Below are 22,501 nucleotides of genomic sequence, written 5' to 3'. Positions count from 1 at the left end.
TTATAATGTTATTTTCAATACAAGTCTTAGATCAATTATCATTTTTCATGACTGAAAAATTAAAAACTAAAATAACAAAATCGGGGCATTACATTTTCTCAAGCAGATTTTATTATCTAATGGTTTGACTTATTCCTTTTCTACTGACCACTGCTTATATCTCACCCTATATTATAGGGTGAGCTTTGCTTGCAGATTTAACGTTCATATCGGACTGTGGTGAAAAAGAAAAAAACAAGACTGATATAAGGGTTGATGATAAAACATGCCTATAATTTAATTTAAACTGGTCAGTTATTACCGGGTAACCAAAAAAATAATAAGTGACGAGAATAAGTAGAAAATAATATTCAGAAAACTAAATGTTGCTATTTTTTATATTTTAAATTCAGTGGGCTTAATTAAATTAAGCCCTTCTAATGATGTCACCCAAGGCTTGCAACTTTTTGTTCAAGAGACGATTCAAGCCCCTCACGGAAACGCACTTGTATCATTTTCCTTGCATCTGATAAAGACTTATCACCCTCACGGAAAGAAGATATTTCTTCCTCAAGGGTATTAATCAGAACATCAACATTACATGATGGGTATTTACTAATCATATAAACTAAATAATAAATTTTTTGCTCCATAAATATGACATCTGGTCTGTTATAATATGCTGCAATTGATATTTTATACCTATTAATAATTTCAAGTGATTCAGAAATATCAAAATCATTTAAGAAAAGGTCATCATAATATTTACTAAAAATGTATTGTTTATGATTTGATGATTTATCAGGCTCTCCTTTTTTAATCGCTAATAGAAGCTGACCAAATTTCTCCATGGTGATTTGATAATTATAATTTTTATCACTATCACCTATATCGCCACTCTTTCTAGAGTATAGAATATCATAATTTGACAAATAATTTTCAATGTCTATTTGTTCAGAGCTTAAAGATTTTAGATCGGCTGTAGATATTGAATTTTGGCTATTAGTATATTCTGCAATCTTATTTATTGTATTATCATTACCGCTAGATGAGAAAATCCTCACAAGAATTTCACATTCATTCAGAATATCAGATATATTTTTTTCCGACTCTTTATTAAAATCATGGATGGTTCGTAAAGTTTGCCCACCATTCAAAACCTGAAAGTCATTTATCCTCATCTTTTGCTTTCTATTACCATTGATACCTTCTGAATGAATTTCTTTAGCTACCATTGTAATTCCATTGTTATACATAAATAACTTTGACGGGCTATTTTTTAGCGTTTTATTTATATTTACATTATATTTTGAATTCAAGACAAAACCACGAACGTTATCAAATAAAACCCCATAATCTAATTCGGTCTTAGATAAAGGATTTATATCTTCAATATTATAATCATCCCTTAAAGAAGAGTTTTTGGAAGTAATCCTTATTAATTCACTGGCTTTCATTCTGACTATATAAGATTTTGAAGATGACAACTCATGTTCAACATAAGGCATAATACAATTAGAATCGAATAATATTGATGCACATATTGGTTCTGGCCTTAAAGACATCATATCTGAAATGTAATCTAATGATATTGACTTCACTTCAAGATCATATATATCTCTTAATCTATCCAAGTGAGGATCGTTTAACCGTATGTTATTACTTTCATTGCTTACCGAATAAAAAGTTATTCTCCATATATTATTCCCATTTAATAACTCTATGATTTTCTCTAACGAATCTTTCACCTTCCCATTAACACCAGACAGATTTTCAGTTTCAATTGCGTTAAAATACTTCGAGCTTATAAAAGGATCATTAAGGGCTTGCGTAGATGTTGCAGTGAACTTTCCTCTGTATTTAAAGTTGAAGAGATTTATTTCCTGCTTTTCGTCATCAAACAGGACAGCATCAATACCAAGATCATCATGCCCCACGCCATAAACAATATCATTGAAATCAGAATCTATAATACATTGTGAAAGATCAACGATATCTTTTCCTCTACCAAAAGATTCTAAAATAAAAAGATAGAAACCAATCCTGCGCTTATCGATTACTTTCTCTTCTGTCAATGTTTTTTTAATGGGAATCGTTTTTGTAAGAAGATTATAATACCTCTCACATTTTACATTCAAATTTTTAAACGTATTTATCCCTGCCATCTTGACCACCTTTAGTCTTGAATAAGTGAGTTAACTATACACCTAAATTTAAGAATGACAAATAATACACAACTGAACATTATACTTTAATAGTAAAAAAACATTAAAATGGAAATGTTGATAACATAGCCCAGAAGCTTAGTTGAAAAGGCAGTAGTCAAATGAACGATAGCAGAGTCTCTGCCGCCAATAACATATTGAATATACTTAACGCATGTATCCATTATCCATTATCCATTTTAATCACCTATCACGCCATATCGCCGTTACTATGGGTATTAAACGTCCTATCGCAAATGTCATAGACAACTCAGGTAATCGTGATCTTTTGTCCTTACCTGGTTTTCAGAATATCGTCATCCTGACCCTGATTATAAAACAACAGCACAGCTCCACCGCAATAGTATATATCAAGGGTCTGATTCGGTTCTGCTGTCTTATCAGGGTTTACTGAACCGGATTAAGACGGAATATCCCCATAAAATCCACGCGCTTGCGTGGATTTTATGGGGGCCGGGTTATTCCGGCGCCGGCAGGGGCAGAAATGGGTACAGGGATGCTTAAGGGTTTACTTCAGCATGAAGTAAAGCCCCCGCCAGGAACCTGAGCGAGTCACTGAAGAGCGGTAACCTTTTTCATTGTTACGACGGAACTCCCCGTCTGCCTTTTTTAAAAATAGCCGCCTGCCGGTGTCCTGCACGGGGTTTTCTTTTCCGGTGATCGATTATCTCTTAGTACTTGCAACTTCCTGCCGGAACTCGTCCATGATGGCGCGCATATCCTCCAGGCAAGCTGCCGCGGTGGCTCCCGCTTTTATTAACACTGGTTCAGCCTGCGAAAAATAGCGCTCTATCTGCGCCGCGGTTCCTTCGGCTTGTAAGGGGATGGCACAGATCAAAGACGTACCGAAACGCTGTTGCAGCTCGTCCGGATACGTCTCAATCACGTCTGTCGCCTTTAGCACGTTAACCGGGTCTTTGAGAAGTGCGTGGCCGATAGCGTTAGCCAGTTGTAAGGCGTGTTCGTCGTCCAGCTGATCGCCGATGCTTTTAACCCGCGTGGGTAGCTCCCGCAGAGTAAAGCGATCGGCGTTGCTTACCTTTCTGATATACGCGTTCCAGACTTCGCTGTTCGCCATACAGGAAGCAGAAAGTGCGCAGGTGATTAAAATTACCGCCCGTAGGATCATCGTACTACCTCAAGCGTGCGATCAGACGAAAAAATAATTTTTGAGCGTACATGCGGCCCCATGATAATACAGCCTTCCGACGCGAAGCCAGGCGGTTTAGACGGTTTTCGCTCACCATGAATACGAAATTCCGAACGACCGAAACTCTGGCCGGAAGTCATTTTGAGGATAATGGTCATCGGTCCTTTTGACGTGCTATGTTCGACGATATAATACGTTCCGCGCGGTAGTGGTCCCATACCTCTTACGTGTTGTCGATCCGGGTTGTTCTTGTTGGTCAGGTTGCCGGAATACCCTTTTCCAACTAACTCCCCTTTATGCCATAACTCGCCGGTACTCTGATGGTATGTCCATGTCATAATTTATATTCCTTTATATTGCACTGCTGTCTTTCCCGTTGTCCGGGTGGGTGATATTCCCGTCCGGAGAATGACAGGTGATTTCGTCATAGGTCATTTTGACCCCGTGCCTATGGATATCATGCTGATAGCCGGCATCCTTTACATCTTCCTGTATAGCACGACGCTGATAATTCGCGTGCCTCCCGGGAAGGTATTGAAGTATTCCTCTTACTGCCCTGCGTGATTAATTCGATAATATTTAAAGGTTTTCCATTGCCGGTAACTTAATAAAAAGACTGACAAAATGAGTAAATCGCTTTTATGAATACAGAGAGTGCAGACTCTGGCATCGCGGTAATCTTGCTGCCCGGCGGGCCGATAGGGAGGAATACACCGCGTGACAAATCGCTAATCTCTAAGATACGTTCTTACGGGTCAACGTCTGCGGCTCCTTTAAATTTATTTCCCGCGTAATATTCCGGACGTAAAGAAGAGACACTCAAGCCTGATTCCATAACTTTATAAAATCACCAATACCTTACTCCTGTTAAATAATCATGGTAAGTCACTTTATATCCTCATCACCATTAAAAAACGAGTTAATAACTCTTATGAATTAATTTTAAAATGATTAATATAAACTGCCACCGTGGCACTTATTTATTTCCCGGATTAAGTAAAGCCCCAGTACTTCGGCGGCGAGCTATTCACTAAACTGTTCGTCTTTCTCACACTGCTTAATCATATATGCAACGTTAACGGGCACAGGCGATTACAGGCTGGACTCCACTCCAGACAGGTCTGGCAGCCCAACATCTGCTCCCCGCCCTCAGCAGATATGGATAATTTTCTGATCATGTACATAGGACTTTGCTGCGCATAGCCCGTTATGATCGACAATGTATTACGCCCTTATTGAAAAGCGCAGATTATTAAACGACATGTTTCCGATAATCCTTTAATCAGGGAAACTGGATCCTGTTAGCTAAATGCCTTTTTGTTTTTTCCAGAAAAGTGCGAACGGTTTCACCCCGGAGTTCAGGAAAACACTCTCCCTGGCTAAGAATTGCAAAGGTCTTTGTCAGTGTTTCATCATTTAATGACATTAAATTTTCCGCCTCCTGACAAACGTTAATTGCCGTTTTTGGGTTCTCTATTTGTAAATAACTGTCCGGTACGTCCTCTACCGTTTCGCCAAACAGATCGTAATCCTGACCAAAAAAAACCGAATAAGCGTACCAAGATTTTTATAATTGTTATTCATTGTCAGCCTCAGAAAGATGGATATGACGTCAGAAGATAATAAGGTTTGCCGTTAAACACGTTGCGAAGTAAAAAAATCCTGACAGAATGAGCCATAATCCGGGTTGTGCTTCCCTGCCTGAAACCCTAACCCACTACGGTTCGGCTTTGCCAGGTCAGCTACTCTCTATTTATCCCTGGCAATCGTTATAAAATAACGGAATACCGCTGCACGATACTGGCGAACACTGCACATTTTTCGATAGCGCCGTTAAATTTTAGCAGCACACTAAGTATCTTCCGGCCGTTTTATATCAGCGACGGGACTGTATGCTGCATCGGTAAAATATCACCAATCCAATCCACCATGATACCACTGGCTAACCACTGTGCTGTGTTAAGAATTTTCCACTGACACGCAGGTGTTTCAGCCGTATCTTCAACACCCGTTTTAAGGCTCTCTTCTGTTCTTTTCAATATTCGCGGGTGTTAGTGTCATCTGATATTTGCTACCGTGCGCAATCCTGCTCCGCCCATGAGTTCAGAGACAAGATGCCCCTGTGAAATTTGCTTTCTGTCAACTCATACGGTTAATCAGAGATGTGCCTGACAGCATTTCGCCTGATTGTTGTGAGGATCCTGCGTCGTATCAGACCACTAACCGGCCTGATAAGATACCAGTAGGGGGTAAAACTGCGGAGTGCATCTTTATCCGGACAAAATATCCGGGTTTCTGTCGTCAATAGGGACTTCGTTTCACTGAGTTGATTAAGTGTAAAGCTCAGCACGAGCTTTGCAGTCCCTGCCTCGCTAAATGCGATAAAATCAGCGCCATTAGTGATAACCCTTTGACCATAATCGGCTTTCCAGAATTTGCCGGCCAGGCCAAATATCAGTTCCCGATCACCCTTTTTCTCCAGCAGCGTAAAGTTGTCCATCCCGAAGGGTTGCAGGGAGGACGCAGGCCGGGTATTTCTCATCTTCAGTAACCGGAGCGGTAACTCACGAACCGCTATCGCATACCGAAAGAACCAATCATCCCGCAGCCGAAAATTTAATACTGCGTCCATAATATCCGCCTGCCGTGCCGTTATTTTCAACGTATGTTTCTCGCTGAACTGATAAACGGGCAAATACTTTTCCTTAAGACACATACCATAACCTCTTCGTTTAATGAGCCTATGTAGCCAGAAACGTTACCACGTTTGACCGGCCAAAGAACCACAGCAAAGAGTAACTTTTCAGCGAAGATACAGCCGTTCATTTTAAATGACGATGCAGCCAATTCTGTCGGCCTGCAGTTATTATCGGGGCTGACCTGTCCGGCTTGCCATTGTGTTTTCAGACGGACTCTTCATCCTTTCCTGGCGGGAAAAGTGAGAATAACTGTTCGCTATCATTCAGTGCAGAATATTAACTGCCAGGGTATCCGGGTCTTTCCAGATGACACTGTCTGGTAATGATATATCAAGACAACATTTTTCAGGAGATAATTGATACCGACAGATAGCGGCATTTATTTATAGTCCGGTAATACGGGGACTGGCCTGCAGATAACCGGGACACAATATTCAGGCCCCGGACACCGATAGCAGGCAGGTACCTGCTATCGGTCATACTGCAGTTGCATCAGCATTTCGTGCCACACCATGCCGCCGTGTTCTGAGTCAGAAGGTTTGATATAGGAATAGCCAAGCTTTTTATAGAAGTCCACATGGTGCGTTTTACACATCAGGTGGATCGTTTGTTTGCCTTTTTCCTTCATCAGGGCGATAAATGCTTCCATCATCAACCGGGCGTATCCCCTCCCCTGATAAACCGGATCGACCACCACCGACATAATGACAACATTTGGTGCATCATCTTCGTGACCGATCAGTTCCTTGAATGCCTCATCCGACATCACAACCTGCCGGGCACAACCGGAGTTAATGAATCCGGTGATTTCGCCTGCCCGCTCTGCACACAAGAATCCTTGCGGATATTGCCGGATACGGGTGGCAATTTTTTCCCGCGTTGCTGCTTCATCGCCTTCATAAGCTTCACTTTCAATCTGAAAGCAGCGATCCAGGTCAGATAAACTGACCTCACGGAAAACAAGACAGGTCATACTATTACCTCTGGTGATTAATTCCGAACGGTCGTATTGTACTGACTTATCATAATGAACCTACTGCATTCTATTCACTTGCGGAATGAAAACTATGCATCAGAAGTTACGAGCGCTGGATATGAATTTACTGCTGGTGTTTGAGACAATTTACCGGCACCGGCAAGTCACCTCTGCAGCCAGCGAGCTTGCTATTAGTCCTTCTGCACTGAGCCACGCACTCTCACGGCTCAGGGCGACACTGGGTGACGATCTGTTTATCCGGCAAGGCAGTATGATGCAACCGACCGCCAGGGCACAGGTCCTGGCACCGGGGATTTTTTCGGCACTCAATGCGCTGTCTGATACACTGAAATCGGCGGAAGTTTTTAATCCGCAAACCAGTACTCAGACGTTCCGTTTTGCGGTGACCGATTATACGGCGGCCGTTTTCTTTCCTGCCCTGATCACACGCTTACAGCAGGTTGCACCCGGGGTTTCGGTGAAAACCATCAACTCAACACACAGTGATTCATTTGAAGACCTTGCGTCCGGAAAAATCGATTTTGCGATTGGTTTTCAATCGACGGAAGCAGTGGATCAGCCACGGACCCGGACCATTGAATGCTTTCGCGATAACTACGTTGTTGCCGTCAGCCGTCGTCATCCCCGTATCCGGGACGCACTCAGCCTGCAGCAGTTTCTCGCCGAAGGGCATATTGTTGTCAATCCCTGGAATGAAGCCCGCGGTGTTATCGATCGCATACTCGACTCTATGAATATTCGCCGCCGGATCGTCATTGAACTGCCTGGTATGCTGTCGGTCCCTGCCATAGTCGCGGGTTCCGGACTGATTATCACCCTGCCTGAAAAAGCGGTCAGGACGCTTTTCCACGCAGAGGATCTTAACTATTTTCCTGTTCCCTTCAGCGTGCCGCCCTACATGCTCAATATCTGCTATAACAGTGAGCTGAGTGCTTCTCCGGGCCATGACTGGATGCGAACACTTATCGCAGAGGTAACGGGAGTAACCGCGACTTCACCAGAAATGATGATATCGCCTGAGAAATGATTCAGCCGGAGCGGAGGAGAGTGTTTACGCGAAGAGAACCGTTCCCGCGCTATCTGCCGTCGGGGTTATCCGGCGTTTTTTGTGAAGAATGAAACAGAGCCCTGAGGGCCATCGGCATAAAAATAGCACCCTGACCTGTAACGTTAGCCGGTAAGACGGAATGAGAGGAACGCTGAAATACGACCCGCCCTCCCCTGTAAAACACTCGAACCGATGCTCATTCCTTCAGACGACAAGATCTATGAACATATGCATACAGAGAAGATCGGCCTGAGCGAGCCCGGAAAAATGGTTATCTTCGCCGATCAGTAAGAAGCCATGCTGCTGATAAAATGACTGCGCGTTCGGGGTGGAAGATAAAGTCAGTCGTTTCAATCCACGTTGCTCTGCTTCACTTTTAATCGCTTCGATGATCTTACTGGCACAACCCTTCCCAAAATAGTCCGGTAGCGTGAAAATAGCCTCTACACTTCCGGCGGCCAGATCCAGATATCCGGTGGCAACAAGACCATTACGGGGGTCTTCTGCCACAAAGAACGGGTTTTGCGTAATCTCTTTCCTGTAATCTTCCGGCATGACATCAGGGGTCCAGGCATTAATCACCGCGGCACTATAAGCGGTTTTGCACCCTTCCCGGATGGCAAGGTTTCTTATATTCCAGCATGCTTCCGCCTCTTCAGCCAGGGCTCGTCTGATTTTCATGGTAATTCCATCTTTAGGTTAGTCGGGTAGTTATATCTATCACAAAACATCGCCAGGTTGATCATCTTATTTATCAAAAGCAACGGGTTACAACCGACTGGCAGAGAAACAGCCGCAATGTTATTTTCCCCGAACGGAGGTTAATAAAGAATGCTGCGGCTTATACCAGCGCCCGGATGAAAAATCGGGTCATATTACGACCTGCGGAAATATGCCAGTCAGTTTGGGGATGAACAGGCTATGTATCGGCACCCGTCCGGGGTAAAAACCCCCGGGGATTACTGTCATGGGGTGTGCGGGCTAATCGTCTCTGCTATCCGGCCGCCCTGCCGGGATAAAGTGAGTTTGCGCCCCGCTGAGGCCACTTCCCCTGCTACCCCGCTCGTTACCGGAAGGTATCATTCAGATCTCTATCTCTCTCCGCCAGCGATGTCTCTGTGGCTGAGTCCGGGACCAATATTCCTGTCAACAGGAAGTTAGCCTTAAACGGGTTGCCGACCCGCAGAATCCGCCGGAACCGTAAAACGTCAGGAATCAACAGGCTGACCGGTTTTTGCCGGCGTTTTATTACCCTTTAATTTTATCCGTCTGATATATTAGCGAGACGCATATCTTAACGGGACTGGATGAGTCTCAGTGGCCTTTCGCTGTATTAAATCCCCCGAAAAAGACAACATTCTCTTAATAAAGGTGTTTTACGATGGCACTGATCGACGAACTTAAAAAGAAGTATCCGCAGTCACTGGCATGGGCGTTCGGTGACAGTCCTGAAATGGCAGATGAACTGGCTGACCTGGTCTGTCGGGGATTAAAAACCGCATCCTGCGGGTCCCTGTCCGCATTCCGGGAAGACCCTGATGCGCCGCGACCTGGCAGCATCAATATCATCCTTAACGGACAAGATGTACCGGTCTGTGTCATCCGTACGATATCAACCCGTCTGTTACGCTTTTCAGAAGCTACCGAAGCACTGGCCATCAAAGAAGGTGAAGGCGATTTAAGTCTGGAATACTGGCGACAGGAACATAAAGCGTTCTTCACCCGGGAAGGAACCTATTCCGACGATATGGAGATTGTGGCAGAAGAATTTGAAGTTATTGAACTACTGTAATCAGACCCCCGGGGGCTGGTGATTTTCGCCAGCGATATCACTATTTCGCGATACTGCAGGAATGCCGTGATCCCGGGGGACCTTAAGGAGTTTAAGATGTATATTCACTATCCTGAGAGGATATGGTCAAGGGATGAAATTTTATCCTCACACCTTAATCCACGAAGGAGATATCATCTGTGAGTCACGAAGCCTTTATGTTGCTGGCCTTAGCCGTCTCAGAACAAGCCTTACCGGAATGCCTGCCTAATCCCCCGGTCGGATGTGTGATTGTCCGGGACGGTAAGGTGATTGCCACGGGCTATACCCATGCGCCCGGTTTACATCATGCGGAGATGGATGCCCTGTCCAAAGTGTCAGGTTCGCTTGAAGATTGTGATATGTATGTGACGCTGGAACCCTGTTCGTTTACCGGCAGAACCCCCTCCTGTGCCAGGGCTCTGGTAAAACGCAATATTGGCCGTTTATTTGTTTCTGTGATCGATCCACACCCGCGGAACCAGGGTAAAGGTATCGATATTGTGCGTAAAGATGTACCACGGGTAGAGATCGGGCTATGTGACTCAGAAGTCAGTGCATTCCTTAAGCCTTATCTGGCTTAATCCCTCACGATCGGCCCGGGAGGCTCCCCCGTAATAGGCTTTCCTTATTTACCTCAGTCAGCCGCTGAGTTATCTGTAATGCCCTGCTATACTTCGCTTTCCCCGGAGGCACTGTCGGCGGTAATCATGGATAGTCAGCCCCGGGATCTTACTACGACGTCATTTTTACCGGTAAAGGGGAAAGCCGTACCGGGAAACGGTCAGGGAGCCATTATTATGCTAAATAAACATGCCTCCGGGGCGGTCATGATCATCCTGGGCGCCATTTGTTATGCACTGCCGGGCATCATTATGAGTCTGGCCATCGGGCATGGCGCACATATCAGTAATATCATCGCGACTCAGTATCTGTTCTCTTTTATTCTGTTTTTTGTGCTTTCCGAGTTCAGCAGTAATAAAAAAGGCGTGATCTCGCCGAAAGAGAAAGGTATCGCCCTGTTAACGGGAGTGCCCTTATTCGGTGTGACCTACTGTTTTTTCAGTGCCGTGGCCTATGTCGGGGTCCCGACCGCGACTCTGCTGATCATGCAATCTTCCTGGATAGCCCCGCTGATGACCTCGCTTATCAAACGCAGCCGTATTGCACGGCAGGACATCGTGGCCCTGGTCTGCATCATCTCCGGCGTAGTGATAGCTACCGGCGCGTTTGGTGGCCATGTCACTCTGAATATGACCGGCCTGCTGTGGGGATTATCCGCCGCCTGTTGCTACAGTATGGTGATCCTCTGTTCCTCACAAATCGCAACCAGTAATCGTGTCACAGATAAAGCGAAGTTACTGACTCTGGGAGCTTTTATTACGGCTATCTGTGTAATGAAGGATCACGTCACTATTTCGCCATTTACCACCGACAGTTTCTGGTCACTGCTGACAGCCATGTTCTCTTCTGTATTACCGGTGCTGCTTTTCGGGCTGGGGATGCCGCGGACATCGCAGACACTGGCGGGCATGCTGGTCACCCTGGAGTTACCCGCAGCCTACGTTTTCTCCTATCTGATCCTGGCAGAGAAAATTACGATGTCGCAGATTGTCGGTTGCCTGATTATTGTTATCAGTATGATGATACCTAAAGTCTCTAACGCACTGCGTTACAGGAAAATGCCAAAGGTTCCCTGAACGTTTTCAGCAGGCTGACACGGTCGGGGAGTGCCGGTAACAATGCACGCCCGGCCCCCTGCTCTCAGCATCGTCGGTCATCTGTTCCTTACATCGGCCGTTTATCTGATCGCCGCTCCCTTCGGGTAGCGGCAACATCTGCCACCGTCCGGCGATTTCTCCGTACATACTACACATCCCCTGCGCGAATATCCCCGTCAAAGCGATACGGACTAACAGCCCCTGTCCCCCCGGGAAACCGGTTGATTTTTATTTACTTATTGTTAATTTATTCTTATCTTTCATTAGTCTCCGGCAACGGCAGCTAACCCCGGGGCAATCCATTTCCCCCCATGACGGAGCGATTTCAGGTATGCCAGTCAGAAAAGCCACGGTAATCGGCCTGACCGCCGTGATATTATGGAGCACCCTGGTCGGATTCCTTCGCGGGGTCACTCAGGGACTGGGAGCGATCGGCGGCGCAGCGATGATCTACACCTGCAGTTCGCTGTTACTGTTCTTCGTGGTCGGGATCCCGGCGCTGTCTTCCTTCCCGCGTAAGTACCTGATCCCCGGTGCGGTGCTGTTTGTGGCCTATGAAATCTGCCTGTCGCTGTCCATCGGCTTTGCGCATTCGGATGCCCAGGCGATTGAGGTGGGCATGGTCAATTATCTCTGGCCCAGTCTGACCCTGCTGTTCACGATGATTGCTGACAAACGACGGCCAGGCCTGCTGATGCTGCCGGGGATCCTGATTTGTTTCGCCGGCGTAGGGAAAGTCCTCGGCGGTGAACAGGGTTTTTCACTGCATGAGGTGACCGGGAACATTATTTCCAACCCTCTGAGCTACGGCATGGCCTTTGCCGGAGCCGTCATCTGGGGCATCTATTGTGTGCTGACCAAAAAACTGGCCAATGGCAGTAACGGGATCACGCTGTTTTTCGCCCTGACCGCGGTGGCGTTATGGGTAAAATTCTTTTTCTCCGATACCCCGGTCATGCATTTCAGCCCCGGTGTGCTGGGCTGTCTGGCCGGTATTGCGGTGGCCATGGGGCTGGGATATGCCGCCTGGAATATCGGTATTTTACATGGCAATGTCACCCTGCTGGCGGCCGCATCCTATTTTATTCCGGTGATTTCCTCGCTGTTCGCGGCCCTGCTGCTGGGACAAACGCTCAGTCATAACTTCTGGGCCGGCGCGCTTATGGTCTGTGGCGGCTCGCTGCTGTGCTGGTATTCCAGCCGCAGTCCGGCGTAAACCCGCAAAAGGCGCTGCCGCCCTGAGTGCCGGCAGCGCAAAGCGCATTCACTGATCAAGCCCCTCCCTGCGGCGGCCATTTGCGCTGGCTATATTTCTTTACAGAAAATAGCTGCTACGCTTAGGGGGTCAGCGGCCTCAGGCTTGTCCCGACCCCGTCTGTCAGGTAAGATCCCTGCGAATTAACCGTGGTAAATTCAGCTCCCGGGCCTTACCCGTTCAAACCTGCCTGCTTCACAGCTAATACGGCTTACGACTTACATACATTGCTTCCTTGCATCAGGATTTTTATGTCTGACATGAAATCACAGCCGCGTCATGCTGCTTTGCCGGTCACCGGCATGCCTTTCGTGCTGATCCTCAGCGCGTTAATGGCCTTTACTTCGCTTTCGACAGATATTTATCTGCCGGCATTACCCGCGATGCAGAAAGATCTGCAGGGTAATACCGAACTGACCATTACCGGCTTTTTACTCGGTTTCTGTATTGCGCAGCTGGTCTGGGGACCGATCAGTGACTCTCTGGGACGCCGCAAACCCCTGATGATCGGTATGGTGCTGTTTATTGTCGGCTCCATCGGGTGTTCGTTATCGCACAATATTACTCAGATCGTGTTCTGGCGCGTCTTTCAGGCACTGGGCGCCTGTACCGGCCCCATGCTGGCACGGGCAATGATACGGGATCTGTTTACACGGACCCGCGCAGCGCAGATGCTGTCGGTATTAATGATGATTATGTCGATAGCCCCTATCGCCGGCCCGCTGATGGGGGGGCAAATCATCCGTTTCGCCTCATGGCAGGCTATTTTCTGGTTACTGGCCGGGCTGGGCACACTGATGCTGATTTCCCTTTATTGGCTGCCGGAGACACTGCCTCCGGAGAAACGGGTAAAGTCCTCCCCTGTCAGGGCGGTCACTAACTATTATTCACTGCTGCGTAACACCGTTTTTATGCGCTTTACCCTGTGTCTGGCGTTTTATTATCTCGGGGTGTATGCCTTTGTTGCCGGCTCTCCGTTCGTTTACATCAGTTATTTCGGGGTTGACCCGCAATATTTCGGCTGGCTGTTTGCGGTGAATATCGTCGGGGTGGTGATTATGAGCCAGGCCAACCGTCATCTGGTACGACATTTTCCGCTGGAGAAACTGCTGAAGGTCGCGGCGATCGTTGCAGCGATTGCGGCAACCATACTGGCACTGGTCTCGGCAGGACATCCGGCTGGGATGGTGTTGATTGTCATTACCATCCTGTTCTTCTTTTCGATGAACGGCATTATCGCGGCCGGTTCAACGGCGGCGGCGCTGGATAATGCCGGTGAGATCACCGGTTCTGCCTCTGCACTGATCGGCTCTTTGCAGTACGGTAGCGGGATTTTTGCCTCGTTATTGCTGGCCATGTTCAGCGACGGCACTCCGTGGACAATGGCCTGGATCATCTGGGTATTCAGTCTGGCCAGTGCCATTATGGCATTGACGACCCGGGTCCAGCCGCAGAGAGACGACGACTGAGCCAGCCCCGTCAGTCAGACCGAAATGATGCCTCCCCGGGTAATGTGATTCAGTTAAACGTTTTAAGAAGATAAACGCATACATAGGTTGAAAGGGAAAACGGAGGAACCCGGGGTTCCCCCCTGATGAACTGCACCACAGGCCCGAAATTTCGGGCCTTACTCCCTTAAGCGACCGGCATGACCTCCCTGGGCGTTTTTTCTGTCCGATCTTAAGACCTGCTGCTCTCCCCGCTTCCTGCCTGTACGGACGGCAGAGTCAGTGTGTGACGTTTCAGCAGGGTGGCGAGTCCCAGCGCCATCATCACCAGCGCCTCCGCCAACAGGAAACCGGACATAGCATGGGGATAACTGCCATCCAGGTGCTGATGCAGATGCTGGTAGAGCGCGCCCGCGGCGGCGGGCCCAATCCCCAGGCAAGCCTGCTGTAAGGTACTGAGAATGGCACTGCCTGCACCGGCATCCCGGGTAGCAATATCCCGCATCCCCACCCGGTAGAAACAGTTCACTATCACCGCCTGTCCCATCCCCATCAGCAACGAGCCGGGGGCGATCGACCACAGTGTCAGGGCATTTCCCTGCCAGGCCAGAGTCGCCATCAGCAGCACAATGCCGCTGACCTGCACCAGCACTCCTGCCAGTAATACCGGGGCCGGAGAGTATCGGGCAATCAGTTTTGGCGCATAGAGTGCAGCCATAAAATAAGAGGCGCCGAGCACGATAAAGCTGTTACCGGAGGCCAGCGGGCCCATACCGGCACCCGCCTGCAGGGTTAACGCCATACAGAACATAAACCCGGACCAGCAGGTGAAAAACAGCACAGCAATCAGTAAGGCGAAGCGCACCCCCGGCAGTTTGAGTAAGCGCGGCGGTAACAGCGGGGTCAGGCCGCGCCGTTGCTGCACAAGCGCGCCATAACGCATCAGCAGAGCCAGTGGCAGCACGGCGATAAAGGCTCCCTGCATCATCCACGGCCAGTGCATCACCGGCCCCAGAGCCAGCGGAAACAGCAGACAGCAGAGGATGATTGCCAGTAACACTGTGCCCTGCCAGTCGATGCGCGAAGGCTGGTCATTACGGGTTTCCGGAATAAAGCGCAGACTGAACATCAGAACCAGCAGACAAATGGGCACATTAATAAAAAATGCATTACGCCAGCCCAGCCCGGCGATATCCGCCGACACCAGCCAGCCGCCCCCGACCTGTCCGATAATAAATGCCAGTCCCCCGATGCCGCTGTACAGGCTGATTGCCCTGCCGTGGGCGTGCCCGGACAATGTCACATGCAGGGTTGCCAGAATTTGCGGCACAATCAGGGCCGCCCCCATCCCCTGAACCGTCCTGGCGATCAGTAACTGAGTCACAGTGGCGGACAGACCGCAGAACAGAGAGGCGAGGCCGAAAATAGTCACCCCGGTCAACAGTATCCGCCGCCGGCCATAGTTATCGCCGAGTTTGCTGCCCACGGCCAGACAGACGGCAAAGGCGACGCCGTACAGCGCAACAATCAACTCCAGATCTGTGGCGCTGCTGGACAGTGAACGGGTGATCGATTCCAGTGCAACGTTAGTGATTGAGGTATCTATCAGCGGTAACATTTGCGCCGTCAGTAACAGTATCAGACCGGTTTTCCCGGGCGAGGCAGGTGTCGCTTTCATGAAAGCTCCATTGTGTGTTTTATTTTCTGCCCGTAGTATTGAGGAATATTTAACAGGGTACCAGTACCTGCTTATACTGGTATCAGCACTACCATGCTGGAGTACAGAATGACCATGCAGCCTTCCGCTGTCAGTCCTGTGAGACAGGAAAAAAACAGCCGTCAGTTACTGGCCACCTTTTTGCGTACCCGCCGGGAAAGCCTGGACCCGCAACGTCTGGGGTTACCGAATACCGGCCGCCGCCGTACCCCCGGCCTGCGCCGGGAGGAAGTGGCAATGCTGGCGGATGTCGGTGTGACCTGGTACACCTGGCTTGAACAGGGCCGGGAGATGAAGCCCTCGGCCACCGTCTTATCGGCAGTCAGTAAGGCATTACAATGCACGCCGGCAGAAACCCGCCACCTGTTTATCCTGGCCGGGCTGCCGGTACCGGAGGGCCCGACGGGCGCAGAATGCCGGCAGGCAGGCCCGGCATCACAGCGGTTACTCAACTCACTGATGCCAAATCCGGCGACGCTGCAACGACCAAATTTCGATATTCTCGGCTATAACGCAGCCTTTTGCCGCCTGATGGGCGTGGATCTTGATACGGTACCGATCGCGGAACGGAACTGCATTTATCAGTACCTGACGAATGCACAATGGCGCAGCCGTTTGTGTGATGAGTCAATGCTGTTACCCCTCTATGTGGCTTATTTCCGCGCCGGGATGGCGGAATATCGCGGAGATCCGCGCTGGGAAGAGTTACTGGAGCGTTTTTTTGCCGTCTCGTCCCGCTTTTATGAGCTCTGGCAACAGCATTATGAAATCCGCAGTATCGAAAATCACATTAAACATTTTAACCATCCGCGCCACGGTCACTTCACCCTGCAGCAGATGAACTGGTTCTCTGCCCCCCGCGATGGTTCCCGTTTGCTGGTGTTTCTGCCACAGGATGCGGAGGGCGAAAGAATACTCGGCGAACTGGCGCAGCAGACCCATATCTGACTGTGATGCTGCGTAGTGATCAGATATGAAAGGTGCTGTCTGCGATATCGGTAATAAACATATGCCCGGGCGCATGGCTGACCGCAAACGGCACCTGTGAGGCCATCACCGCCGCTTGCGGGGTCACTCCGCAGGCCCGGAAGACCGGGATCTCTCCGGGCCGGATCTCCACTGCATCGCCAAAATCCGGATGACGGAGATCGGTAATGCCCAGGCCCGCAGGGTCACCGATATGCACAGGCGCACCATGAACGGAAGGATAGCGCCCGCTGATCGCCACAGCATCGGCCACCCGGTCCGCCGGTATCGGGCGCATTGACACCACCAGCCTGCCGCGGAGCTTCCCTGCCGGACGGCATTCGCGCCGGGTAAGGTACATCGGCACATTACACCCGGCACTGATGTGGCGGATGTCGATACCGGCCTCCGCCAGCGGGGTTTCAAAGGTAAAACTGCAGCCAATCAGGAAGGTGACTAAGTCAGGATGCTGCTGCCAGAGAGCGGAGGCATCGGTAATTTCTTCGGTCAGCTTGCCATTTCGCCAGACGCGATATAACGGAATATCCCGGCTGATGTCCGCCCCGGCGGCCAGAGGTGTCTCTGTCCGGCCGGATTCGATCACATCCAGTACCGGACACGCCTTCGGGTTACGCTGCGCGTACAGCAGAAAATCCCAGGCGTAATCCGGCGGTAAGGCAATCATATTGGCCTGGGTCATCCCGGGGGCGACACCGGCGGTAGGCATAACCGTCCCCTGCCGGTAGCTCGCGCGGGCAGCGGAGATCTGCGGGTAGGTTTCAGGCATAACGGGTATGACTCTTCTGCTTTTTAGTCCGTCGCTTCACTATAAAGCGACGGATATAAATAGCAATCCTCAACCTCAGACCCGGAGTTAACCCGCCGCGTCCAGTTGTTTACCACGGGTTTCCGGTAATGCCAGGCAGGCAATAATCACCAGCAGATACGAGCCGCCAGCCATATAACCGATAGCGGTGCCCAGAGGCATGTGCCCGCTCATGTAACCAATCATTCCCGGGAAGATAGCCCCGACGGCACGGCCAAAGTTATAACAGAATCCCTGCCCCGATCCCCGGATATGCCCCGGATATAACTCACTAAGGTAGGCCCCCATTCCTGAGAAAATACCGGACAGGAAAAAGCCCAGCGGGAAGCCAAGGACCATCATCACCGCATTGGTCACCGGCAGTAAGGTATAGCTGACCACCAGCACGATGGCGCACAGGGCAAACAGGATAAAACAGCGGCGACGGCCAAACGCATCGGAAACCCAGGCACTGGTCAGATATCCGGCAAAGGATCCTGCAATCAGTATGACCAGGTAACCACTGGTGTTCAGCACTGACAGGTGACGTTCAGTTTTCAGGAATGTCGGCAGCCAGGTGGTGACCGCATAGTAAGCCCCCTGCATACCGGTGGCCAGCAGACTGGAAAACAGCGTGATACGCAGCATTTTCGGGTGGAAGATTTGCATAAAGCTGCCTTCCGATACCCCGGTCTCCTGCTGACGGCGGCGCGTTTGCAGATAAATTTCCGGGTCCTGCAGGTTGCGACGTAACCAGACCAGGATCAGCGCCGGCAATGCGCCGACCCAGAACAACATTTTCCAGGCCAGTGCCGGAGAGAATGAAGAATAGATCAGCCAGTAAGCAATGGCAGCCACTGCCCAGCCGACTGCCCAGCTACTCTGTACCAGACCGACCGCTTTACCCCGGTGACGGGCGCGGATCATTTCAGAAATCAGTACCGAACCGACCGACCATTCTCCGCCGAATCCCAGCCCCTGCATAACCCGGGTAAACAGCAGTTGTTCCGGTGAGTGAACAAAACCGCTGCACAGGGTGAAGAAACTAAACCAGAGGACGGTGACCTGCAGCATTCTGACCCGGCCATATTTGTCTGCCAGGATCCCGGCAAGCCATCCGCCCACGGCGGATGATATTAATGCACCGGTTGCGATGTACCCGGCTTCGGTGGTTGTCATGCCCCACAACGCAATAAACGTCGGGATCATAAAGGTGTAAATCATGGAGTCGAACGCATCGATCCCGTATCCCATAAAAGCAGCGGCGAGCGTTTTACGCTCGGCGCTGTTGGTTTCCCTGAGCCACATAATTATTTACTCTGCAGGTTAATGTATTGTCTTGAATGCTGCGCAACCGCAGCGGCTACCGCAGGTCAGTTCTCTTATCTGAGGACCTGTCTTATATACAAGCAAGCTTTATGCCAATAAGAATTAAAGCGCTGACATTGTCTGGCGCACACCCTAATAGGCTTAAATCTGAATTGCAAACCCGGCCGCAAAGGAACCGATACCATGGCTGATAATTATACAAAAAGACTAAATATTATCAGGCCATTTATTCCTGTTTTCCTTATAAACCATAAAGTTACACTGTTTACTATCATCTGCGTGAGGAAACCCGTTTCCGGGATTAACAAGGTCACCCTTTGTACCCGCGTGACGCAGTTTTGCCTGTCCGCGATCCCCGTAAAGTCGCTGAACTTACCGTAGCCAGCAAAATGTCATACCGGCTGGCCAGCCAACCGGTCAGCGATAAAAAGCATTAAAGGGATTGCCGCCCCCCAGGCGCATGAGGAGAGAGGTTGCTGCAGGTCATAGCGGTGGTGGATCTTATGCGGTGTGTACTGGTGTGCCGATGCCGATGCGGCGACCGGGAAAGAGTTAGCGCCCTGCCGCCGAGGCAGGGCGTATTCCGCTAACGGGAGGTGAAACGCTGCAGACGCTGATGCAGCTGCCTGTTTTCACTGTTAAGCCGTTCTATCTCATCCAGTAACGAAAGCGTCACCGCAATACCCGGCCAGTCGAGTTCGAGTTCGCGGCGCAGACGCTGGGCACGAAGACAAAGCGCCAGCGATTCATCATCAAACAGCCACTGTTCAGAGACATCACCCTGTGGCTCCAGGACTCCCAGGCCAATAATTTCGGTCAGTTCCGGCCGGCTTAAGCCGGTATGCAGACAAAACTCGGTGACGGTAAAGGTGATTGTGACATGACTCATTATTCTTTCCCCCATCCCCGGCGGGCATCAAACGCCGACCCGGCGTCAGCCAGTTGCTGCCAGAGTGCCTGTGACTTTTCATCCGGCCGGGGTGGCATCACAATTTTCACCACGGCGTACAGATCTCCCTGATTCTGCTTCCCGGCCAGGCCTTTCCCTTTTACCCGAAGACGCTGGCCGGCTTGTGTCCCTGGCGGAATGGTCAGCAGAATGCTGTCCTGCAATGTCGGTACCGATACTTTGGTTCCCAGCGCCGCCTCCCACGGGGCCAGCGGTAAAACGACCTCCAGATCATTCCCCGTCACATCAAACAGAGGATGCGGAGCGATACGGATGACCAGATACAGGTCGCCGGCAGGTCCGCCACCGCTCCCCGGTCCGCCCTGGCCTTTCAGTCGGATCCGTTCACCGTCACCGATACCGGCAGGGATTTTTACCTTCAGCGTTTTCGGGATTTCACTGACGATCATCCCAAAGCCATTACGGACCGGTAAACTGAACTGAATGGTCCGGGTTTCCCCCCGTTGGGCCTCTTCAAGAAAAACGGCCACTTCGGTTTCGATATCCTGCCCGCGCTCCGGCCGGGGTTGCCTGGCCTGTCGCGACTGCTGACCAAAAACGGAGCTAAAGAAGTCAGAAAAGTCTTCCTGCCCGGCACTTCCGGCGTCTGAATAGGCCGGGCCTGTGGAAGAATACTCATTAAAACGGGGATCATTGCGGTGCTGCCAGAGGGTGTCATATTCTTCCCGACGCTCTTTGTCCTTCAGCACTTCATAGGCTTCGGCGATCTCTTTAAACTTTGTCTCTGCATCTTTCTCACTACTGACATCGGGATGATATTTTCTGGCCAGACGGCGATAAGCGGTCTTTATGGCTTTTGTATCATCAGTGCGTTCCACCCCGAGAATAGCGTAGTAATCCTTCAGTTCCATAGCATTAGCCTTCGGGTCAGTAAGAAGCGAATATTCTGGTCAGGTCAGTGATAACGACCTGCTGAGTAATAAATATAGACGGCAGCGTAATGCTTTGCAGTGTCATTCCCATGGTAATTTCCTGATATGGCGCCGCCCTGACTGCCGCAGAAAAGGAAAAACACAAAAGAAATTCTTTACCCTTCAATCCCGGTGACAGGTTAATATCAGCTTACATTATTTTCTTACAAAACGGTGTGACCGGCTTCCCGTGGCGCTTATTTCCTGAAGGGATGGAAAATAACCCGATTAAAATCAATGCTTTTACCCGATTAACCCTGCAATATACAAGGTTAATTAGCTGTTTAAGCATATCGCCATGTTTTATATCACCGGCTGAAACCTGCCCTTAATTCCTGCAGGCTGACAGTCTTCGTGCGGAAATAACATTTATTTACGGAGTTGTTTCATCAGTAAAACTTACGGATTCCCCGTAAGCCGCGCGCTATACATCCTGGATCATCAGAGCTACTTTAAATGCCTTTGCGGGCCACAGCCCTGGCCCGGCGATGCTGCCAGACCTGATGCGGGAGGACAATAATGATTGATCTGATTATCCCGGCACTTCTGCCGATAGTCGTCACACTGTTGCTGGGGTTTATTGCCGGCTGGCACCATGATTTTGATGCCGGTCAGGGAGCGGTACTCAACCGGATGGTCATGCTGTATGCCCTGCCGTTAACCCTGTTTGCGGGGATGATGGGTCTCTCACGTTCCGTATTGCTTGCCCAGGGGGTGATTGCCGTCATCCTGCTGGCCGGCATGGTGGGAGGATATCTGCTTGTCTTTCTGCTGGTACGCTATCTGTTTCGTCAGAAACCCGGTCTGGCGGCGTTGCTGGCCCTGTCGGTTTCCGGCCCGGCGGTCCCTTTTGTCGGGGTACCGGTGCTGGGCCATCTGTACGGAACTATCAGCACCATTCCCATCGCCTTATGCAGTATGATTATGAACCTCTTCCAGGTACCGCTGACTATCCTGATCCTCTCCTCTTCCGATACAGAAAAGAAGGACGACTCCTTTCTGCAGCATATCGTCCATACCCTGAAAGAACCCGTGGTCTGGGCCCCGGTACTGGCGCTGATCCTTTTACTGTGTAACCTGCATATTCCCGCGGCGTTCCGCAGCGCCTTACAACTGCTCGGCGGAACCACCGGAGGCGTGGCGCTGTTCGCGTCCGGGGTGATTTTGTACTCCTATCATGTGGTGTTTAACCGCACGGTGATCCTGTCCATTGTGGCTAAGAATATCCTGCTGCCGTTACTGATTATGGCCCTGGCGATCTGGCTGCATACCGACCGACAGACACTCAGCCTGTCGGTGATCAGCATGGCCATTCCGACCGCCTCCGTCTGTGTCATCCTGGCGGTTCAATATAAAACGGCCGGGCAGGAAATCGCTTCCATTCTCTTCTTTAGTACACTTTTCTCGATTCTGACCATGGGCGGATTGTTATATTACCTGGCCGGATAATTAACCCTTCGTTGCGGTTTGA

Annotated in this window: 19 protein-coding genes; 8 read left to right on the top strand and 11 right to left on the bottom strand. The window is 49.9% G+C overall.

The features are described from left to right. Positions 1-425 precede the first annotated feature (425 nt). The 5 genes from JK223_RS01180 to JK223_RS01160 all read right to left on the bottom strand — a co-directional run bounded on the left by JK223_RS01180 (position 426) and on the right by JK223_RS01160 (position 7,026). Positions 426-2,144, bottom strand: a complete 1,719-nt coding sequence (locus JK223_RS01180; RefSeq protein WP_212712387.1) for an AIPR family protein — start codon at positions 2,142-2,144, stop codon at positions 426-428. A 724-nt stretch (positions 2,145-2,868) separates the two neighbouring features. Further along, the gene (locus JK223_RS01175; protein ID WP_212712386.1) at positions 2,869-3,333 is read right to left on the bottom strand and encodes a hypothetical protein; all 465 of its coding nucleotides are present in this window, start codon (positions 3,331-3,333) and stop codon (positions 2,869-2,871) included. Beyond that, the gene (locus tag JK223_RS01170) at positions 3,330-3,692 is read right to left on the bottom strand and encodes a tlde1 domain-containing protein (RefSeq protein ID WP_212712385.1); all 363 of its coding nucleotides are present in this window, start codon (positions 3,690-3,692) and stop codon (positions 3,330-3,332) included. The genes JK223_RS01175 and JK223_RS01170 overlap by 4 nt, the downstream gene beginning before the upstream one ends. 944 nt (positions 3,693-4,636) lie before the next feature. Continuing rightward, complete coding sequence (locus JK223_RS01165) at positions 4,637-4,876, bottom strand: contact-dependent growth inhibition system immunity protein (protein ID WP_249213422.1); 240 nt, start codon at positions 4,874-4,876, stop codon at positions 4,637-4,639. 1,646 nt (positions 4,877-6,522) lie between these two features. Next, positions 6,523-7,026 (bottom strand): GNAT family N-acetyltransferase, encoded by a 504-nt coding sequence (locus JK223_RS01160; RefSeq protein ID WP_212712384.1) that lies wholly within the window; start codon positions 7,024-7,026, stop codon positions 6,523-6,525. A 94-nt stretch (positions 7,027-7,120) separates the two neighbouring features. On the opposite strand from JK223_RS01160, the gene JK223_RS01155 reads away from it, so the two are divergent. Continuing rightward, on the top strand, positions 7,121-8,077 hold the full coding sequence (locus JK223_RS01155) for a LysR family transcriptional regulator (protein ID WP_249213398.1): 957 nt from the start codon (positions 7,121-7,123) through the stop codon (positions 8,075-8,077). Between the two features lie 225 nt (positions 8,078-8,302). On the opposite strand, the gene JK223_RS01150 is transcribed toward JK223_RS01155, so the two are convergent. Continuing rightward, positions 8,303-8,779 (bottom strand): GNAT family N-acetyltransferase, encoded by a 477-nt coding sequence (locus JK223_RS01150; protein WP_212712382.1) that lies wholly within the window; start codon positions 8,777-8,779, stop codon positions 8,303-8,305. A gap of 700 nt (positions 8,780-9,479) precedes the next feature. Here JK223_RS01150 and JK223_RS01145 point away from each other — a divergent pair. The 5 genes from JK223_RS01145 to JK223_RS01125 all read left to right on the top strand — a co-directional run bounded on the left by JK223_RS01145 (position 9,480) and on the right by JK223_RS01125 (position 14,353). Further along, positions 9,480-9,890, top strand: a complete 411-nt coding sequence (locus JK223_RS01145; protein ID WP_212712381.1) for an ASCH domain-containing protein — start codon at positions 9,480-9,482, stop codon at positions 9,888-9,890. Between the two features lie 179 nt (positions 9,891-10,069). After that, positions 10,070-10,492, top strand: coding sequence for a bifunctional diaminohydroxyphosphoribosylaminopyrimidine deaminase/5-amino-6-(5-phosphoribosylamino)uracil reductase RibD (locus JK223_RS01140; RefSeq protein ID WP_371813010.1), 423 nt, complete (start codon positions 10,070-10,072; stop codon positions 10,490-10,492). Between the two features lie 216 nt (positions 10,493-10,708). After that, positions 10,709-11,608 (top strand): EamA family transporter, encoded by a 900-nt coding sequence (locus JK223_RS01135; protein ID WP_212712380.1) that lies wholly within the window; start codon positions 10,709-10,711, stop codon positions 11,606-11,608. A gap of 352 nt (positions 11,609-11,960) precedes the next feature. Continuing rightward, positions 11,961-12,845 carry an aromatic amino acid DMT transporter YddG gene (gene yddG / locus JK223_RS01130; RefSeq protein ID WP_212712379.1) on the top strand — a complete coding sequence of 295 codons (885 nt, stop codon included), beginning with the start codon at positions 11,961-11,963 and terminating at the stop codon, positions 12,843-12,845. Positions 12,846-13,135: 290 nt separating this feature from the next. Further along, the gene (locus JK223_RS01125) at positions 13,136-14,353 is read left to right on the top strand and encodes a multidrug effflux MFS transporter (protein WP_212712378.1); all 1,218 of its coding nucleotides are present in this window, start codon (positions 13,136-13,138) and stop codon (positions 14,351-14,353) included. 211 nt (positions 14,354-14,564) lie between these two features. On the opposite strand, the gene JK223_RS01120 is transcribed toward JK223_RS01125, so the two are convergent. Beyond that, a complete protein-coding gene (locus JK223_RS01120) occupies positions 14,565-16,010 on the bottom strand; it encodes an MFS transporter (protein WP_212712377.1) in 1,446 nt (481 codons plus the stop codon). A 108-nt stretch (positions 16,011-16,118) separates the two neighbouring features. Here JK223_RS01120 and JK223_RS01115 point away from each other — a divergent pair, with 108 nt between their 5' ends. After that, a complete protein-coding gene (locus tag JK223_RS01115; RefSeq protein ID WP_249213397.1) occupies positions 16,119-16,997 on the top strand; it encodes a helix-turn-helix transcriptional regulator in 879 nt (292 codons plus the stop codon). 19 nt (positions 16,998-17,016) lie between these two features. Here the strand turns inward: JK223_RS01115 and JK223_RS01110 are convergent, their stop codons facing one another. The 4 genes from JK223_RS01110 to cbpA all read right to left on the bottom strand — a co-directional run bounded on the left by JK223_RS01110 (position 17,017) and on the right by cbpA (position 20,970). Further along, on the bottom strand, positions 17,017-17,802 hold the full coding sequence (locus JK223_RS01110; RefSeq protein ID WP_212712376.1) for a putative hydro-lyase: 786 nt from the start codon (positions 17,800-17,802) through the stop codon (positions 17,017-17,019). Between the two features lie 87 nt (positions 17,803-17,889). Further along, entirely contained in the window at positions 17,890-19,128 is a 1,239-nt protein-coding gene (locus JK223_RS01105) for an MFS transporter (RefSeq protein WP_212712375.1), read from the bottom strand. Positions 19,129-19,735: 607 nt separating this feature from the next. Beyond that, positions 19,736-20,038 carry a chaperone modulator CbpM gene (gene cbpM / locus JK223_RS01100; RefSeq protein WP_212712374.1) on the bottom strand — a complete coding sequence of 101 codons (303 nt, stop codon included), beginning with the start codon at positions 20,036-20,038 and terminating at the stop codon, positions 19,736-19,738. After that, entirely contained in the window at positions 20,038-20,970 is a 933-nt protein-coding gene (gene cbpA, locus JK223_RS01095) for a curved DNA-binding protein (protein ID WP_212712373.1), read from the bottom strand. Before cbpA ends, cbpM begins: the two co-directional genes overlap by 1 nt. Before the next feature lie 579 nt (positions 20,971-21,549). On the opposite strand from cbpA, the gene JK223_RS01090 reads away from it, so the two are divergent. Further along, entirely contained in the window at positions 21,550-22,479 is a 930-nt protein-coding gene (locus JK223_RS01090; RefSeq protein ID WP_212712372.1) for an AEC family transporter, read from the top strand. The last annotated feature ends 22 nt before the right edge of the window (positions 22,480-22,501 follow it).

It is taken from the genome of Tatumella sp. JGM118 (genome assembly GCF_018257515.1).
GTDB classification, from domain to species: domain Bacteria; phylum Pseudomonadota; class Gammaproteobacteria; order Enterobacterales; family Enterobacteriaceae; genus Tatumella; species Tatumella terrea.
Note: the sequence above shows the minus strand (reverse complement) of the source record. Positions and strands in the feature narration are given on the sequence as shown.

What these genes read in the sequence shown, in the direction of transcription:
- JK223_RS01125 (WP_212712378.1), top strand. Translation starts at nt 13,136, where the DNA reads ATGTCTGACATGAAATCACAGCCGCGTCATGCTGCTTTGCCGGTCACC.
- JK223_RS01170 (WP_212712385.1), bottom strand. Translation starts at nt 3,692, where the DNA reads ATGACATGGACATACCATCAGAGTACCGGCGAGTTATGGCATAAAGGG.
- JK223_RS01135 (WP_212712380.1), top strand. Translation starts at nt 10,709, where the DNA reads ATGCTAAATAAACATGCCTCCGGGGCGGTCATGATCATCCTGGGCGCC.
- JK223_RS01180 (WP_212712387.1), bottom strand. Translation starts at nt 2,144, where the DNA reads ATGGCAGGGATAAATACGTTTAAAAATTTGAATGTAAAATGTGAGAGG.
- JK223_RS01150 (WP_212712382.1), bottom strand. Translation starts at nt 8,779, where the DNA reads ATGAAAATCAGACGAGCCCTGGCTGAAGAGGCGGAAGCATGCTGGAAT.
- JK223_RS01175 (WP_212712386.1), bottom strand. Translation starts at nt 3,333, where the DNA reads ATGATCCTACGGGCGGTAATTTTAATCACCTGCGCACTTTCTGCTTCC.
- JK223_RS01155 (WP_249213398.1), top strand. Translation starts at nt 7,121, where the DNA reads ATGCATCAGAAGTTACGAGCGCTGGATATGAATTTACTGCTGGTGTTT.
- cbpM (WP_212712374.1), bottom strand. Translation starts at nt 20,038, where the DNA reads ATGAGTCATGTCACAATCACCTTTACCGTCACCGAGTTTTGTCTGCAT.
- JK223_RS01090 (WP_212712372.1), top strand. Translation starts at nt 21,550, where the DNA reads ATGATTGATCTGATTATCCCGGCACTTCTGCCGATAGTCGTCACACTG.
- JK223_RS01115 (WP_249213397.1), top strand. Translation starts at nt 16,119, where the DNA reads ATGACCATGCAGCCTTCCGCTGTCAGTCCTGTGAGACAGGAAAAAAAC.
- JK223_RS01105 (WP_212712375.1), bottom strand. Translation starts at nt 19,128, where the DNA reads ATGTGGCTCAGGGAAACCAACAGCGCCGAGCGTAAAACGCTCGCCGCT.
- JK223_RS01120 (WP_212712377.1), bottom strand. Translation starts at nt 16,010, where the DNA reads ATGAAAGCGACACCTGCCTCGCCCGGGAAAACCGGTCTGATACTGTTA.
- JK223_RS01160 (WP_212712384.1), bottom strand. Translation starts at nt 7,026, where the DNA reads ATGACCTGTCTTGTTTTCCGTGAGGTCAGTTTATCTGACCTGGATCGC.
- cbpA (WP_212712373.1), bottom strand. Translation starts at nt 20,970, where the DNA reads ATGGAACTGAAGGATTACTACGCTATTCTCGGGGTGGAACGCACTGAT.
- JK223_RS01145 (WP_212712381.1), top strand. Translation starts at nt 9,480, where the DNA reads ATGGCACTGATCGACGAACTTAAAAAGAAGTATCCGCAGTCACTGGCA.
- JK223_RS01110 (WP_212712376.1), bottom strand. Translation starts at nt 17,802, where the DNA reads ATGCCTGAAACCTACCCGCAGATCTCCGCTGCCCGCGCGAGCTACCGG.
- yddG (WP_212712379.1), top strand. Translation starts at nt 11,961, where the DNA reads ATGCCAGTCAGAAAAGCCACGGTAATCGGCCTGACCGCCGTGATATTA.